The sequence below is a fragment of the Glycomyces sambucus genome (genome assembly GCF_900102815.1).
GTDB classification, from domain to species: domain Bacteria; phylum Actinomycetota; class Actinomycetes; order Mycobacteriales; family Micromonosporaceae; genus Glycomyces; species Glycomyces sambucus.
Map to the genome: position 1 here is coordinate 13,298 of NZ_FNGF01000005.1, position 15,918 is coordinate 29,215.

At 71.6% G+C, this 15,918-nt stretch carries 13 protein-coding genes; 3 read left to right on the forward strand and 10 right to left on the reverse strand.

What is annotated here, in order from left to right; all coding sequences use genetic code 11:
- Positions 1-81: 81 nt before the first annotated feature.
- Positions 82-804 (reverse strand): LmeA family phospholipid-binding protein, encoded by a 723-nt coding sequence (locus BLS99_RS26285; RefSeq protein ID WP_176953381.1) that lies wholly within the window; start codon positions 802-804, stop codon positions 82-84.
- A 38-nt stretch (positions 805-842) separates the two neighbouring features.
- Positions 843-1,865, reverse strand: coding sequence for a hypothetical protein (locus tag BLS99_RS26290; RefSeq protein WP_176953382.1), 1,023 nt, complete (start codon positions 1,863-1,865; stop codon positions 843-845).
- Between the two features lie 318 nt (positions 1,866-2,183).
- Between BLS99_RS26290 and BLS99_RS15385 the strand changes: the two genes are divergently transcribed.
- The 3 genes from BLS99_RS15385 (at position 2,184) to BLS99_RS26295 (ending at position 5,181) form a co-directional block, all read left to right on the forward strand.
- Positions 2,184-2,906, forward strand: a complete 723-nt coding sequence (locus BLS99_RS15385) for a winged helix-turn-helix transcriptional regulator (RefSeq protein ID WP_091051580.1) — start codon at positions 2,184-2,186, stop codon at positions 2,904-2,906.
- A gap of 347 nt (positions 2,907-3,253) precedes the next feature.
- Positions 3,254-3,571, forward strand: a complete 318-nt coding sequence (locus BLS99_RS15390; protein WP_091051582.1) for a hypothetical protein — start codon at positions 3,254-3,256, stop codon at positions 3,569-3,571.
- On the forward strand, positions 3,568-5,181 hold the full coding sequence (locus tag BLS99_RS26295) for a hypothetical protein (protein WP_091051585.1): 1,614 nt from the start codon (positions 3,568-3,570) through the stop codon (positions 5,179-5,181). The genes BLS99_RS15390 and BLS99_RS26295 overlap by 4 nt, the downstream gene beginning before the upstream one ends.
- Positions 5,182-5,460: 279 nt before the next feature.
- On the opposite strand, the gene BLS99_RS15400 is transcribed toward BLS99_RS26295, so the two are convergent.
- From BLS99_RS15400 to BLS99_RS15435, 8 genes are all read right to left on the reverse strand, one after another.
- The gene (locus BLS99_RS15400; protein ID WP_091051588.1) at positions 5,461-6,498 is read right to left on the reverse strand and encodes an arabinan endo-1,5-alpha-L-arabinosidase; all 1,038 of its coding nucleotides are present in this window, start codon (positions 6,496-6,498) and stop codon (positions 5,461-5,463) included.
- A gap of 265 nt (positions 6,499-6,763) precedes the next feature.
- Positions 6,764-9,820, reverse strand: coding sequence for a S8 family serine peptidase (locus BLS99_RS15405; protein ID WP_091051592.1), 3,057 nt, complete (start codon positions 9,818-9,820; stop codon positions 6,764-6,766).
- 235 nt (positions 9,821-10,055) lie between these two features.
- Positions 10,056-10,646 (reverse strand): DUF1707 SHOCT-like domain-containing protein, encoded by a 591-nt coding sequence (locus BLS99_RS15410; RefSeq protein WP_176953383.1) that lies wholly within the window; start codon positions 10,644-10,646, stop codon positions 10,056-10,058.
- Positions 10,647-10,681: 35 nt separating this feature from the next.
- Positions 10,682-11,119, reverse strand: coding sequence for a hypothetical protein (locus tag BLS99_RS15415; RefSeq protein WP_091051598.1), 438 nt, complete (start codon positions 11,117-11,119; stop codon positions 10,682-10,684).
- Between the two features lie 489 nt (positions 11,120-11,608).
- Positions 11,609-12,454, reverse strand: a complete 846-nt coding sequence (locus BLS99_RS15420) for a hypothetical protein (protein WP_143034826.1) — start codon at positions 12,452-12,454, stop codon at positions 11,609-11,611.
- Between the two features lie 202 nt (positions 12,455-12,656).
- Positions 12,657-13,535: a hypothetical protein gene (locus BLS99_RS15425; protein WP_091051605.1), complete on the reverse strand. Its 879-nt coding sequence runs from the start codon at positions 13,533-13,535 to the stop codon at positions 12,657-12,659.
- 440 nt (positions 13,536-13,975) lie between these two features.
- Positions 13,976-14,701 carry a hypothetical protein gene (locus BLS99_RS15430; RefSeq protein WP_091051609.1) on the reverse strand — a complete coding sequence of 242 codons (726 nt, stop codon included), beginning with the start codon at positions 14,699-14,701 and terminating at the stop codon, positions 13,976-13,978.
- Between the two features lie 277 nt (positions 14,702-14,978).
- Positions 14,979-15,854 carry a class I SAM-dependent methyltransferase gene (locus BLS99_RS15435; RefSeq protein ID WP_091051612.1) on the reverse strand — a complete coding sequence of 292 codons (876 nt, stop codon included), beginning with the start codon at positions 15,852-15,854 and terminating at the stop codon, positions 14,979-14,981.
- Positions 15,855-15,918 lie beyond the last annotated feature (64 nt).

Consider the following 15,918-nt stretch of genomic DNA (forward strand, 5'->3'; position numbering starts at 1 on the left):
GCAGACTTCGGGGGCCGAATCCACACCCGTTCTCGCGATGCGGACGGCCGGCCCCACCGAATGCGAGCGCGCGGTCACCGCTCAGGTGAGGACGACGTCCTCGGCGGTGCCCGAGATCGCGACCACGTCGCCCTCGAACGCGATCTCCTCCAGGGTGATCCCGTACGGCAGCTCGGGGATCTCGACGGTGGAGGTGAGCTGCGACGCGAACTCCTCGACGAGCGGCTGGACGCTGGCGGGCAGGCCCTCGGTGACCGACTCCACGGCGTCGGGGGTGAAGCTGATGACCCCGTCGCCGACGTCGACCTTGCCGCTGGCCTGGAGGTCGACGGTGATCCCGCCGAGCTCCTCGGTCGCGGCGAGGGTGGCGTTGCCCTCCTCGTCGATCTCCAGGTCCCAGCCGGTCTGCTCGGCGAGGAGGTCCTCGACGGCGTCGATGGAGATGGACCCGGAGACGTCGAGGGTGCGGGCGACGGCGTCGCCGCCGTCGGAGAGCTCGCGCCAGTCGGCGTCGACGTCGTACGCGGTCATGGCGAGCTCGGGGAAGACGAGCCCTTCGGCGCCGACGTCCTTGAGGGTGATGTCGATCTGCTCGAAGTCGCCGCTCCACGCCTGGGTGAGGAAGGGCCAGCCGTGGATCGTCACGTCCGGGCGCTGGTCGGAGTAGGCGCCGTGGTCGGCGGCGGTGGCCGCGACCTCGGTCGCGATGCGCCGCTCGGCGACCGCGTTCGCGACCCGGTCGCCGAGGGCGGCCAGCGCGAGCACGACGACGAGGGTGATGAGGAGGCGGCGGAGGATCTTCACCAGTGGGCTCCAGGGAGAGTCGCGGGGTGCGGGGTGCGTCAGTCGATCATGTAATAGGCGCTCAGGAGGTAGACGACGGGGCCGGTGACGGCGAACGCGAGGAGGGGGCCGGCGGCGCTGACCACGGGGTTCGGGGCGGTGCCGGCGCCGTCGATGCGCCGGGACGCGGACATGTAGCCGCACGCGAGGTCGGAGAGGACCGCGATGAGGGCGACGAGGAGGCCGCCGATCGCGGCGTGCTCGGGGTCGGGGCCCTCGATGACGAGCCCGGCGTACGCGGCGGAGGCGGTGCCGCACATGGTGCCGATGACGATCCCGAAGGCGCCGCGGGTGACCTGACGGTTGATGCGCGGGTCGGGCATGACGAGGTCGACGGCGCGGGCGGCGAGGATCGCGGTCCCGGCGGCGACGACCGCCGAGTACATCGCGGGGGGCGCGGATCCCAAGCGGGACAGGGCGATGTAGCAGGCGTACCCGCATACGGCGATGCCGAGGACCATCGTGAACCCGAGGCTCTCGGTGACCCCTTCGTGGGTGCGGCGCACGAGCTGCCCGGCGACGGCGGCCCCGAACGCGAGCGCGAGGAGCACGGTGACCGGCAGGAGCGAGACCGGCTGCCACGTGACGGCGACCCAGTCGGCGGCGACGGCGAGCGCGGAGGCGACCACGAGGGTGATCCACGCCCCCTCGATCCTGCGCACCCACGTGAGCAGGGCGACCGTCGCGACCTGGAGGACGGCGATCCCGGCGGCGTAGACGGGCCGCTCCATCTGGGCGCCGAGCACGAGGCCGGCGCTGACGACGATGACGACGGCGATGGCGGGGAGGCGGTGGATCAGGTGGGGGTTGGGGGGCGGGAGCGTGTGGTCCTCGCGGCCGCCGGCGGCCCGGTAGGCGCCGGTGTCCGCGCGCCGGCGCGGGCCCGGGGCCTCGGCGGCGCGGCGGCGCTCGGACCGGGTCGGCTCCTCGGGGTAGGTCTCGCCCCAGGCGGCGCCCTCGGCGGGAGGGGCCGCCTCGGGGGGCTCGTAGCCCCAGGTCTCGTCGGGTCGGCTGTACGACACCGTCACAGCCTACGGCAAGGCCCTTGTGCACCGTTCACCTTCGAAGGGCCGCAGGCGCGGGTGTCGGCCCGACCACTCGCGGGGGTGACGTTCCGTCCCGCGGCGTGATCGGCGCGTGTCGGTCCGGTGAACGGCGGTTTGCGCGGGTCTTGCGGCGGGCCGTCCCGCATAGTGAGGCGGCACGGTCACGACGCTGGTCATTCGCCCCGTGACCCTTTACACTTTGACGGGACTCCACCTACCGCATGTAAGCCCGCCCGTCGCAGAAGCCGGGAAGAGCGATATTCGCGTGTGCTCACCTACCAGCGGAGGACTGCCTTGGAAATCCTGATCCTCACTTCCAACCCCGTACCGGAGTCCCCTGAATCGATCCTGCCGTCCCTGGAGCTGCTGCCGCACCGCGCGCGGTACGCGGGCCGGGACGTGCGCGCGCTGCTGAGCGGGCCGAGCCCGGACGCGGTCATGGTCGACGCCCGGTCCGACCTCGCCGACGCCCGCGCCACCTGCCGCGTCCTCCAGGCCACCGGCCTGACCGTCCCCCTCATCGCGATCGTCACCGAGGCGGGCCTGGCCGCGCTCCAGGCCGACTGGGGCGTCGACGACCTGCTGCTCGCCTCGTCCGGCCCGGCGGAGGTCGAGGCGCGCCTGCGGCTGGCGACCGGGAAGCCGAACGCGGCCACGGCCTCCGGGCCCGCGGTGATCCGCGCCGGCGACCTCACCGTCGACCCCGACACGTACGCCGCGAAGCTCAAGGGCGCCCCGCTCGACCTGACGTACAAGGAGTTCGAGCTGCTGCGGTTCCTCGCCCAGCACCCGGGCCGCGTGTTCACCCGCGAGCAGCTGCTGCGGGAGGTCTGGGGCTACGACTACTTCGGGGGCACCCGCACCGTCGACGTCCACGTGCGGCGGCTGCGCGCGAAGCTCGGCTCGGAGTACGAGTCGATGATCGGCACCGTGCGGCAGGTCGGCTACAAGTTCGTGGCCCCGCCGCCGGAGAACCTCCGCGAGTCCGAGCCGGCCCCCGAGCGGGTCGACGCCTAAAGGACCGGAGGCATTCGCCTCCCGTTCACCGAAAGCGACGGGAGAGGCGGTTCCGCATTACGGGGCCGCCTTTTCCATGTGCGTCCAAAGGTGACACTGAGGCGGGAGTCGTCCCCTGTTCCTGGTGTGATGATCGGACCTGTTGCGGCGGTGAGCATTTCCGCCCGTTCAGGTGAACGGTCTCCCGGAGTCGTGCCAAACAGGAATATTAACCGATCTTTCAATGCGTCAAGCAGGCTCCTATCCGGACAAAAGACGCAACACTCAGTACCCAAGGCGTGGCACAGGGTGGATAGAATTGAGACCGCTTTGGACCCAGACCCTCGTCCCCCTTGGAGTGTGACCCCGTGTCCGATCGCTCCGTCGACCCCGATGCCCTCGCCGAGTTCCGCGAGGTCGCCCAGGGCCGCTTGGATTTCCTCGAAACCCTGATCGAACGGCTGCGGCACGGCAACGAACTCGGAGTGGAGCCCGGCTTCGGGCTCCTCGACTCGGGCCAGACCGCCCGCGAGATGTACCGCGAATTCCACCGCCAGACCTGGTCCAACCTCCAGGACCTCAAAGCCGACCTGGCCGGCATCATCTCCACCGTCGACGCCGTCGCCGTACGCGCCGTCGAGACCGATGACGCCTCGGCCGCCAACCTGTCGCGAAGGGAGGCGTGAACGACATGCCCGAGACCCAGACCAGCGGCGACACCGGCCGCGACGACGACGAGCGCGACGACGAGCGCGACGAAGACGACGACGAGCGCGACGACGAGGACCGGGAGGACGACGAGGACGGCGACCACCGCGGCCGCGACCGCGACGACCACCCCCGCGGCCCCCGCGAGGAGTACGAGAACAACGCGCCCGACGACTCCACCGTCGTGGAGTACCAGCGCCGCGACGCCGACGCGCTCTTCCTCTCCGGAGAACCCTGCGGCTACGGCAGCTGCCAGAACGTCTTCAACGAGGCCGAGGCCGCCTGGATCAAGCTCGTGTCGGCCATCCCCATCGCCGGCCAGGTCCAGATGCTCACCGTCGAGACCAAGGGCACCCCCGCGCCGAGCCAGGACAGCATCCGCAACCTGGTCGCCGAGGTCCGCCCCGACGACCCCGACAAGTACGCCCTCCGCATGGTCAGCGAGCACTGGCAGACCTTCAAGAATGACTTCGACACCGACCCCGCCAACGGGATCGCGCCGATGCTCAAGTCCGGCCTGCGCACGCTCTCCGAGACCTGGAAGGGCACCGACTTCGACGCGTTCGCCGAACAGGTCGAGATCGTCCTCGGCAACTGCGCCTCCGTGTGCGACGACATCGGCGACGCCACCACCGGCGCCGTCGGGCTCCTGGAGCAGAAGGCCGACGAGTTCTTCGGCCTCCAGGGCGGCGACTCCGGCGAACTGCCGTACCCCGCGCCGCTGTACTGGATCTCCGACATGGAGTCCATGTTCACCGACCCGCTCGTCCACGTGCGGCCCCCGTTCCGCAGCGGCTGGTGCGACGTCACCGCCGGCTGCGACAACGACGGCGGCCTCATCGGGGCCCTGCTGGAACTCGGCGGCTTCGAGAAGGACTATGTGTCCGAGGTCCAGGACTACGTCGAGAACCAGACCGACCACTACATGCGCAAGCACAAGAACGACGAACCGCCGATCACCGAGGAGCAGGCGCGCGCCTGGGCGCAGGCCGACGCCAACAACAACATCACCGCCGACGTCAACGCCGGCATCGACGACTACAACTCGCGCTCGCAGATCGCGAACGAGGACGTCGTGAACCGGTGGGAGAACGCGGAGGAGTCGGCCTCGACGTTCGAACCCGAGGCGTACCCGTCGAGCCCCTCGACGTTCCGCGACTCCTCCGACATGCTCGCCGACGGGTACGGCGGCCTCGACGGCGGCTCCGGCGGCCTCACGGGCGGCCTGCCCTCCGGCGGCGACGGCCTCGAACCGCCCGGCGGCGGGGGCGCGGGCGGCGGAGGCGGCGGCATCAGCGGCGGCCTGGCCTCCGGCGGCGCCGGCGGCGCGACCATGGGCAGCGGCGGGAACTTCCCCGTCGGCGCGGCCTCCGCGACGGGCCTCGGCGCGGCCGGCAACACGGCCGCCGGGCTGGGCGGCGGTGTCGGTGGCGGCGGCATGGGCGGCATGATGGGCGGCGGCATGGCCGGCGGCGGCCGCGGCATGGGCGGCGAGGACGGCGCCGAAGGCGAGCACAAGGACTGGCTCGAGGAGGACGAGGAGATCTGGGGCATCATCCGCGATGCCGAAGAGGACCCGTACGCCTGACCGGACCCCTTGCGCGACAGCACGAAGCGGCGCCCCGGAGCAGTGAGCTCCGGGGCGCCGCTCACTCGTCCGGGTGAACCTCCGGGTCGCGGCGGGCCGCGGACCGGATTCCTGTCGGACCCGCGGGGGAGGATCGGCGGCAGGCTCCCCGGGTGGGTGGGGGAAGCAGGAGGGCCGGACGGAGCGGGGCCCGCCGGCCCTAGACTCCACCGTCCTTAGACCTCGCCGTTCTTAGACCTTGCCGTTCTTAGACCTCGCGGTTTTTTGGCCCCGGCGTTGTTAGGCCCCGTCGAGCACCGGCCAGCCGCGGCGCCACTCGATCGCCTCGATGCCGAGGTCGAAGTGCCCGTCCTCGTGGTACGAGTGGTACGCCATGAGCCCGTTGTGGATCGACTGCCCGCCGGTCGCCACGTAGTCGCCGTGCGCGCCCAGGACCAGCGTCCCGCCGCCCTCGGTCAGCTCCACCCCGTCACGGTCGGTGAACGGCCCCGTCGGGGACGTCGAGCGCCCCACCCGGATGCTGTACGTCGAGTCCGCGCCCGCGCAGCACCCGTCCCACGACGTGAAGAGGTAGTAGTACCGGCCGTGCTTCACCAGCGAGGGCGCCTCGATCCCTGCGCCGCCGCGCCCCGCCACGAACACCGGGGCCGCACCGCGCTTCACCTTCCCCGAGGGCCAGGAGAGCTCGAGCATGTAGATCCCGCTCCACCAGGACCCGTAGGCCATGTAGCGCTTCCCGCCGGCCTCCAGGACCGCCGGGTCGATCGCGTTGTACGGGTCGCCCGGGTTCGACTCCCACACCTGGCCCCGGTCCACCCACTCGTAGTCGGGGTCCGCCGGGTCGAGCGTGGTGTTGGTCGCCAGGCCGATGACCGAGCGCTGGCGGCCGAAGGTGGAGGCGGAGTAGTAGAGGTAGAAGTCGCCGTCGTCCTCGACGATCTCGGGCGCCCACAGGTTGTCGACCCCGGGGACGGCCTCGGTGAGCCACGCGGGCTTGACGTCCCACACGGTGTCGGTGTAGCTCCAGGTGGCGCCGTCGTCGAGCGAGGTGCGGATGGTGATGTTGCCCTGGCCGAGCGGGCCCCACCCGGTCGCGAACACGTACCAGGGCCCGCCCTCCTCGCAGGAGGCGTACAGGCCCGGGTCGTGGGCGCCGAGGTCGCCGCCGAGCGCCCCGGGGGCCTCGGCCTCGCAGCCCCGGCCGTGCCCGTGCCCGCCGCCGCGACCGGGGTCGGCGAGCGCGGGCGATCCCGAGGCGACGAGCGCCGCGACGGCGAGGACCGACGCGGCGAGGAGGGGTATGCGCTTTCTTCTCATGGCGGACCACCTTGTCCTGGAATCGAGGAATTGAGACGAGTCGATGTTATCGAGAACACATGGTCGGGGTCAAACACCGTCGGGGCCAGACGCGGCCGCGACCGGCCCGCGCCGCGGCAGGACACCCGGCCAGCGAACCCGGCCGCATCCGGACACCAGTCGAAGCCGTCCTCCTCCTACGCTCCCCGGGGCACGCGAAAGGGCGCCCGCCGCATCCGCGGCGAGCGCCCTCCCGTCTGTCACCTCGCTAGGCGTTCAAACGCCCTCAGGTCGCGATGCCCACGACCGTCGCGTCGATCGGCTCGCCGTCCGCCGCGTAGTCCAGCGTCCCGAGGTAGCGCGCGCCCTCCTCCAGGCCCGACCACGACACCGACAACTCGTACGCGCCGCCGGTCGTGACCGGCTGCTCGGCCGGGGTCACCGCGAGGTTCCCCTCGTCCGAACCCGGCACGACCCACGAGTGCAGGCTCGCCTCAAGCGGCGAGGGACCCGCCCACTCGTCGACGAACACCACGAACGTGTAGCCGCCCGGCAGCGTCACCGTCTCGTTCGAACCGCCCGAGGCCGAGTAGCCGACCAGCGTCAGCTCCCCGCCCTCCTTCAGGTACACGAACAGGTCCAGGTCGGTGCCCGTCGGGTGCTCCTCCTCGAACGTCGCGAAGCGCACCAGCGCCGCGTCGGCCGGCGTCGTGAACTCGTACGACACCGCGTGCGAGCTCTCCACCGGCGAATCCGACGGGAACGTCGACGAGTCCGGGTCGGTCAGCGTCGAGGTCGAGACCTCCGACGCCACCAGGCCCGACACCGACGCGCCCAGCGTCCCCTCGAAGCCCGACAGGCCCGACAGGTCCTCCGAACCCGAAGCGCCCGTGAGCGACACCTCGTCGGCCGCCGCGAGCTGCGACGGCTTCACCGTGATCGGCGAACGCACTTCGTGCTCCGTGCGGTTGCCCTTCGTCTCCACCCAGGTGATGTCGCCGAACGACCACTCGCCGAACGCCGCGTCAGTGCGCGTGATCGTCAGCGTGTACGTCGTCGACTCGCCCGCCTTCAACGTGAACCGGGACTTGTCGACCTCGACCTCGAAGCCCGCGGGCGCCGTGATCTCGGCCTTGTACGTCGACTTCTTGTCCGACGCGTTCGTCACCGTACGGGTCACCTCGTAGACGCCGGTCAGCTCCGCGACCGTGATCGACGGGTAGTTGAGCTGCGACGGGTCAATCGAACCCAGAGCGTCGCAGTTCGACTGGATCTTGTACGCCTCCGGCGTGCCGCAGATGTACTGGATCCACTCCACCGGAGTCGACTCGTACACCAGGCCCGGGTCGAACATCTCCGCGCCGTCGGCGTGGCCCGCACCGAAGTCGAACGGGGTCGCGTCCGCGCCCGCCCGCTGGATCGGGTCGCCTTCCTGGTCCTCCTGGTACGCCGTCGTCATGATCGCCGACTTGATCGCCATCGGCGACCAGCCCGGGTTCTCCGACTTCAGCAGCGCCGCGAGGCCCGCGACGTGCGGGCTCGCCATCGACGTGCCCTGGTTGGTACCGAAGTCGTTGCCCGCGTGGTTGTCAGGAGTGACACCCGCGACGACCTCCATGCCCGGGGCCGTGATGTCCGGCTTCAGCAGGTTCTGGCCCGCCGCGAGCGCCGGACCGTTCGACGAGAAGTCCGCCATCACCGGGGCGTTCTTGTCCTCCAGCTCCGAACCCTCGACCTCGATCTTCGGGTTGGCGCGCGCGCCCACCCACTCCGAGAAGTCCTGGCCGTCCTCATAGGACAGGTGCAGGACCGGGACCGCCTGCGACGTCACGACGCTCGCCGGACCCCGCTCGAACTGGTCCACCACGATCAGCGCCTTGCCGCCGAGCGAGGCGATGTAGTCCGCGTTGTCCGAGAACAGGTTCCCGCGGACGCAGACGATCGCCTTGCCCGCGACCAGCTCCGCGTCCAGCGTGCCCGCGTTGCACGTCGCCGCCGCGGACGGATCGGCCCCGTCGAGCGCGACGTCCTCGGCCAGGCGCACCTTCCACTCGGCCTCGCCGACCATTCCCGCGGCCTCGACCTCGGTGCGGCCGTACTCGATCTCGGTGCGGAACGTCTTGTCGTGCGACGACGCCGCGACCGTGGTCACCCACGGCTCCTGGTGGTCGACCGTGGAGGTCGGGCCGTCGTTGCCGGCGCTGGCCGCCACGAAGACGCCCGCCGCGGCCGCGTTGAAGAACGCGATCGACACGGAGTCGACGAACTCGGGGGTGCCGGTCGAGCCGATCGAGAAGTTGATGACGTCGACGCCGTCGGCCACGGCCGCTTCGATACCGGCCACGAGGTCCAGGCCGGAGCAGCCGCCCCAGCAGACCTTGTAGGCGGCGACGCGGGCGGCCGGCGCGATGCCGGAGAACGTCCCGAGGTTCTCGCCGTCGATCTTGACCTTGGTCTTGTAGTTGCCGGCGGCCGTGGTGGCGGTGTGGGTGCCGTGGCCGTCGGAGTCGCGCGGCGACGCGTAGCTCGCGGCGGAGACCCCGCGGGCGTCGAACCAGCGGGCGCCGATGAGCTTGTTGTTGCACTCGATGTTGCCGGCCGGGTCCTCGTCCTCGCCGGTCTCGCACTCGCCGTTCCACTTGGCGTCGATCTCGGCCTGGTCGGGGCGCGGCTCGGAGAGCGGCGCGAGGGCCGGGTTCTCGGGCCAGACGCCGGTGTCGAGGACGCCGACGATGACGCCTTCACCGGCGTGCTTGGCGGAGCCGAACTCCTCTTCCCAGGCGCCGTCCTTGCCGGAGACGTCGAGGAAGCCGGTGGCGTCGATCGCGCCGGTCGGCTGGTAGATGACGTCGGGGATGACCGCGAGGACCTCGTCGCTGGCGGCCAGCTCCTCGGCCTCGGCGGCGGTGAGGTGGGCACCGAAGCCGTTGAGGACCGTGTCGTACTGGGTCAGCGCGTCCACGTCGAACTCGTCGATGACGTCGGCGCGCTCGTCGGCGAGGAAGCCGGCGTACTCCTCGACCGCGTCGGCGGCGAAGTCGATCGTGCCGCCCTCCGCGGGGGCGGTCGCGTCGAGGCCGGAGACGCCGCCGTCATAGGTGGCGATGGGGTCGGCCGCGAGCTGGACGACGTAGTAGCCGTCCTCGTACTCGACCGGCGCGGTGGCCTCTTTGAAGTACTGCGGCACGACCTCGGGCAGCGAGGGGTCGGCCGAGGCCGGACCCGCGGCGGCGGTGAGGCCGGCGACCACCAGCGGGACGGCGGCGGCCGCGGCCGCGGCTCTGGTTCCTGCTCTGGTGCGCCCTCGGGCGCGCCGAGATCGGTGTGGGTACGGAGTTCCCATGTTGCGATGAGCTCCTCTCAAGGGGGGTGCGCACCGCGGAGGGTGACTGATCCTCCACCGCAAGGTCACTTGGGGTGGCCGCGGCGCACGGAAAAGAGCCTATTGCGAGGAAGGTTCGGTTGTAAACCCTCGTCAGAGGAGTTGATCCCGATCCGGCATGACTGTTATGGGGCCGTTACATAGGACGCGGCAGCGACGGAATATTCACTGAATTCCATACGTCAACGGGAGCGGTCTACCAGCGCCACCACAGGAAACGGCGCTCGTGCCGGAACGTCACCGAACTCGCCTTCGCCTTGCCCGAGAAGGTGAAGCGAATGCCCGTACCTCCTTTGTAGGGGGCGTGATTCGATATCGAACTCGCCATGACGTCCGTATTGTCGTCCGCCGCATAGGCGCCCTGCGGCAGGACCACCTCGAGCGAGGACGCGATGAGGTTGACGTCGATGTCGACCCTGCCCGAGCGGATGACCGCGTGGCGGCAGTCGAGCTTCACGGAGCTGGCCTTGGCGTCGATGACCAGGCGCGGGGGGACGACCCAGTCGCCCTTGCGCTCCATGGACGACGCTTTCGGGGCGAGGCGCATCTCGGCGGGGGCATTCGGGTGCGCGGGGGCCGAGGGCGGCGGGACGGCGAGCGCGCCGGTGGGCTCGGGGAGGTCGGCGAGGAGGCGCTGGACCTCGGCGTAGGTGCGGGCCTCGTACGCCTTCCCGGACCGCTCGGCGAACTCGTTGAGGTCGAGGCGGCCCTCCTCGGTGGCGGCGTGGAGGCGCGCGATGACGGCTTCGCGCTCGGCATTCGAGATGCGGAGGTTCGGATCGGTCATGCGCGCGGTGTCCCTGCAAGCGGTGCCATGGCTACTCATCTTCTCGTCGGGCCGGGGTTGAGGCGCCGCGGCCGTCGCACCAGGCCGCCGTTGCACCATTCGTGGTAGTCGAACAGGTCCGGCTGGCGGATGAGCGCTTTGGTGTTGGCTGCCCACAGTCCAACATACTGGTCCCGCGAGCCCGATGCGGTGTCGAGGAGCCGGTCGACGTGCTTGCGCGGGTGCACGCGGAACTTGGTGCGGACGGCGTCGCCGGCGTAGATGTAGAGGACGTGCAGCGCGAACGACCGCTTCGGGCAGGTCGCGTCCCCGGCGAGCTCCAGCCAGGTGTCGGCGAGCTCGTCGGTGGCGAGGGTGAGGTCCCACTGGCGCCCCTCGGGGGCGGTCGAGTACGGGTCGAGCGCCCACTCCTTGATCTCCTGCGGCGTGGGCTCGGCCGGACGCGCGAATCCGCTGAAGGTCCCTTCAGCCACGTGCGCTCCCCGCCGTATTCGAACAATGCTCGCACCGATCCTAGCCCGCCCGCGCCTGCGGGCGGCCCGGTGTTTTCACCACCTGGAAGCCCGTCACCCGGACCGGCCCGAACAGCGCCTCCGGGGCCCCTCCCCCCCGCCCCCACCCCACCCCTCGCCCCCTCCCGAACCCGTCCGTGCGGCAACTGCGGCAGGCCGCGCTGGCGTTGCGCCTTGCCCCGAACCCCTCTCCTGCCGCAACCGCGGTCGTGCCCCGGTCGATGGCGCGCCCGAAGTCTGTACTGCCTTCCTGTCGCGGCCGCGGTCGTTCAGCCGCGGTCGTCCATCCGCCCCACTGCGGCTCCGTCGGGCGCGGCTCCACTCGGCACCAGGGCCTGGCGGTGAACGCTCGGCTGCGAGCTCGGGAGGCCGGTCCTGACGGGTCGGGAGGCGCCTTCCCGGTCCGCCGGACCGGGAAGGCGCCTCCCGACCCGATGCGCGGCCTCGCTGCTACTGCTTCAGGGCCAGGGAGACCTCCTCGATGCTCGTGTTGATGTCGTGGAGCTCGTTGGCGCTCGGGTCCCAGCCCTTGCGCAGGAGGAGGTCGCGGAGGCGGACCAGCCAGGGGCGCGGGTGCTCCATCACGTCGGAGGCGGTCAGGACCTCGATCTCCCAGCCCAGGTTCTCCAGCAGGTGGTGGCGGCGCCGGTCGCCGGTCTCGGCGGCGAGGCCCAGGTGGGTCGCCATGCCGTCGTATTCGACACCGACCCGCCACCGCTCCCAGCCGAGGTCGAGGAACCTGGATCTGCCGTTCGGCGTGCGGACCCGCAGTTGCGGGACCGGCGCGGGCAGGCCCGCGTCCGAGATGAGGCAGCGGGTCCAGGACTCCATCGGCGACTCGGCGCGCGGGTCGGCGGCGAGGAGGGCCGCGTTGGCCCGGCGGAGCCGGTCGCCGTGCAGCGGTTCGAGAGCGGCGGCCAGGCGCCGGGTGTCGACCCCGGCGCGCAGGAACTGGTCGGCGGCGGCGACCGCTTCGAGCCGCGGCAGGTCGGCGGCGCAGTCCACGAGGGTCCGCGCGAGGGTGGTCACTGGGAGGCCGTCGACCACCGTGACCTCGGCGAGTGGTGGATCCGAGGAGCTCTCGATCGGCCAGCCGCGCTGGTCGGCGCCCGGTGGAAGCACATCGAAGCCGTGGATCCAGGCCGCGGTGCGGCCCGTGGCGACCTGGCTGAAATCGGACTCGAAGACCGTCTCGAAGCGTAGGAGCAGGTCCTCGCCGGGGCCGGTCAGGTCGTCCGCCCAGAAGGGTTCGGGGAGTGTTGCCGTGGTGCTGCGGTACATCGAAATCTGCGTCATGAGTCAACAGTCGCCGAGATCGCGCCGGGTGTCGAGAAATGATTTCCGGCCTGTGGATAACTCTGTGCAGTGGGTGGGGCCGACCTGTGGATAACTCCTGCGATCTTGGACTCGACCGCGATGGACCCGCAGACGGCGGTGGGCCGCTCCCCTCTCGGGGAGCGGCCCACCGCCGTTCAAGCTGGAACCGGGTCGTTCCGGACTACTCCATGAGCCCGTATTCGAGGTCGTACAGCTTCCACTCGCCGTTCTCCTCGACCAGCGTGTAGGTGTAGCCGCCGATCACGTCGTCGGCCGAGGCCGGGGGCCCGTCCGACCAGGTGTAGCCCGCCCACGCCTGCACCGTCCCGCTGACCTCGCGCGACATCGCGAAGAACGGGTAGCTGCCGGGCGCGGTCGTGTCGTCGATCTCGTACTGGAGGTCCCAGGCCATGTCCTCGGTCATGTCCGCCGCGCACAGCGACTCCAGGGTCGCGTCGTCGCCGGTGTCCTGCGCCACCTGGTACGCCAGCGCGACGCCCTCGGGGGTGGTCAGGTCGTAGGTGTAGTCGCCGTCGGAGCTGACCGGGGTGCCCCAGCTGTCCCAGCCGCCGCCACCGGTGTCGCCGCCCTCGGTCGGCTCCTCGGTGGCTTCCTGGGTGGGCTCCTCGGACGGCTCGTCCGAGGGCTCGCTCTCGCTGGTGGGGTCGTCGCCGCCGCCCGCCTGCGGGTCGTCGTCGTCGCCGGTGAGCTTCGGGATGAGGAGGACCGCGGCGACGCCGAGGACCACCACGAGGCCGACCACGACCGCGAGGATCACGCCGAGGTTGCCGCCCTGCTTGGCGGGCGGGATCGGCGGCGGGAGGACGGAGCCGGGGGCCGTCGGGTAGCCGGGCTGGACGCCGACGGGAGGCGGCGGTCCGGGCTGCGTGTACTGGGGCGGGGGCTGCATCTGCGGCTGCGAGTAGCCGGGCTGCTGCTGGTAGTAGTTGGTGGGGGGCGGAGGCGTGTTGTACCCCTGCGCGTAGGGGTCGCTGGGCTGCTGCGGCTCGGGCTGCAGCTGGTACTGCGGGTTCTCGCCGCCGGGGGGCGGATACGTCATAGCTCTAACACGCCTCGTCTGCTCAGGGGCTTGGGGCCGGACACAGCGGATGGGTTCCGCCGGGTGCTTTCGATCGTACAGCCCCGGGACGACATTGTGGCACCCGCGAATGCGCAGGTACCGGGCCCGGTTCGGCGGCGGGGACCGGGGAGGGGTGCGAATCGGGCGCGGCGACCGCGTTCGGGCGCGTGTCGCACACCCTGTGCGACCGCGGATGGCGTTGGAGGACTACGCTTTATGCCCCGGCCCTCTGCGCCCGGCCCCTCGCCGGGGCCCGCACGGCGCCGTACCGAGAAGTTCAGGCAGCACCGAACACCGCTTCTACCCGAGGTTCAACGTATGGCGAACGCAGATGCAATGGGGCTCTGGACGCTCAGGTTCTCCTCCGTCCTCGCTCCCGTCCCCGTAGTGGAACTCCTCGAGATCAACCGGTTCTGGGGCTACGGGCTCCTGGGGCCCGCGATCGCCGCGACGTGGGCGACCGGCCTGTGGCAGCGCCGCCGCCAGCTCGCCCGACTGGGGCCCGCCGAGGCGCCGGGCGAGGAGGTCCGTCCGGGGTTCTGGGACGCGGCGGCCGTAGTGCCCGAAGGGCCTGTGGACGGGCATGCGGAGCGGCGCGAGCGCGCGATGACGAACCTGGTGTCGTCGATCAAGGACGAGACGGTCGACGCCGATGTGCGGGTGCAGTTGATCCAGGACCTCGTGGACCTGGGCGGTGAGGACATGGCGCTGCGGCTCGCGCCGGTCGCCGTCGCATCCGAAGTGGACGTGGAGGTGCGGCTGGAGGCCGCGGAGCACTTGAGCCGCTTCAGTCTCGGGGACGCGACGCAGGCGCTGGAGGCGATCGCGACGGACCCCGGGGTCGGCGACAAGTACCGGCTCGACGCGGCGAGCGCGCTGGCGGACAGTGCGGCCCGGCCGGCGGCGATCGCGCTCATGCAGCTGGTGACCGACGACGGGGTGAGCGAGTACGTGCGGCATTCGGCGGCGAACGCGCTGCGGCGCGTGAACCGGCCCGCCGCGGCGATGGCGCTGCGGCACTTGGCGAACGCGCCGCTGGTGACGTCGCGGCTGCGGATCATCTGCGCGGAGCAGCTCGCCGACGACAACCTGGACGACGCGCGGGACGCGCTGTGGCGGCTGGTGAAGGGCGTGGAGGCGGTCATGGACCACCACCTCGGGATCGACGCGGCCGAGGCGATGCACGTGATCGACCCGGAGGCGGGCGTGGAGGCGTACTCGGTGCTCGCGGTCGACTCGTGCTTCCACTGGTCGGGGCGGATCGAGGCGGCGTACCGGCTCGGTCGGCTCGGGGTGGGGGACGGGTTCGACCTGCTGAGCGACTTCGCGTGCGCGGAGGGCGTGGACGACGTGTACGGGCTGGCGGCGCTGGACCGGCTGTTCCAGTTGGAGATCGAGTCGGGGACGCTCGACGCCGAGGACTTACGCGGGTCTGACGGCGGTGTAGACGGTGTCGATCGCCAGGTGGTGGAGGTCGCGGCGGTGTCCGAGCCAGTCGGGGCCGGCGGGGTCGAGGAGGCGCGTCCACGTGTGGCGGTCCTCGTCGGTGAGGTAGCGGTCGAACCATCCGACCCGGGTCGCGAGGGCGTCGAGGGCGTGGTCGAGGTCGGCGCCGGTGAGCGGCGCGGGCTTGGCGACGAGTTCGTCGATGGTCCTGACCTCGGTGAGCCCGGCGTGTTCGAGGGCGACGTTCCAGCCGTGTACGAGCGGGGTGCCGCCGTGCTCGGCGAGTTCGTCGGCGAGGCGGCGGGCGCCGGCCTCGATGAGGCGCAGTTCCAGGCCGGGGCGGCCGGTGCCGAGGTTCGCGGGGAGGAACTGGGGCGCGGTGCCGCCTTCGCCGATGGCGAGGCGCCCGCCGGGGGCCAGGAGCGCGGCCAGGTTGCCCAGGGCCGCTTGGGGGTCGGCGGCGTGGTGGACGACGTGCCCGGCCCACAGGAGGTCGGCGGGGGCGCCGACGGCCGCGGCGAGGGCGTCGGGGTCGTCGACGGAGGCGAGGGCGGTGGCCATGGGGGTGCCGCGTTCGGCGGCGCGCTCGGCCACGAGGTCGAGCATCGCCGGTTCGGCGTCGACGGCGGTGACCCGCACGCCCGGGACCGTCTCGGCGAGGGCGAACGCCATGCTCGCGGCCCCGCAGCCGATGTCGGCGGCGACGCGCGTCCCGGGCCCGGCCAGGGCCTGGGCGAGGCGCCGGTACCGGCCGGTCTCGGCGTCGGCGCGGGCCCGGAACCGGGGCGCGGCCTCGGCGAAGTCGAACGCCGCTGATTCGCCGTGCCCGTGGTGGTGTCCGTGCGCTGCCATGCGCGCCAACCTATCACCGGGGACCGGCGGCGGGGCGCACGGCGAAGGGCGGCCGCAGTGCGGC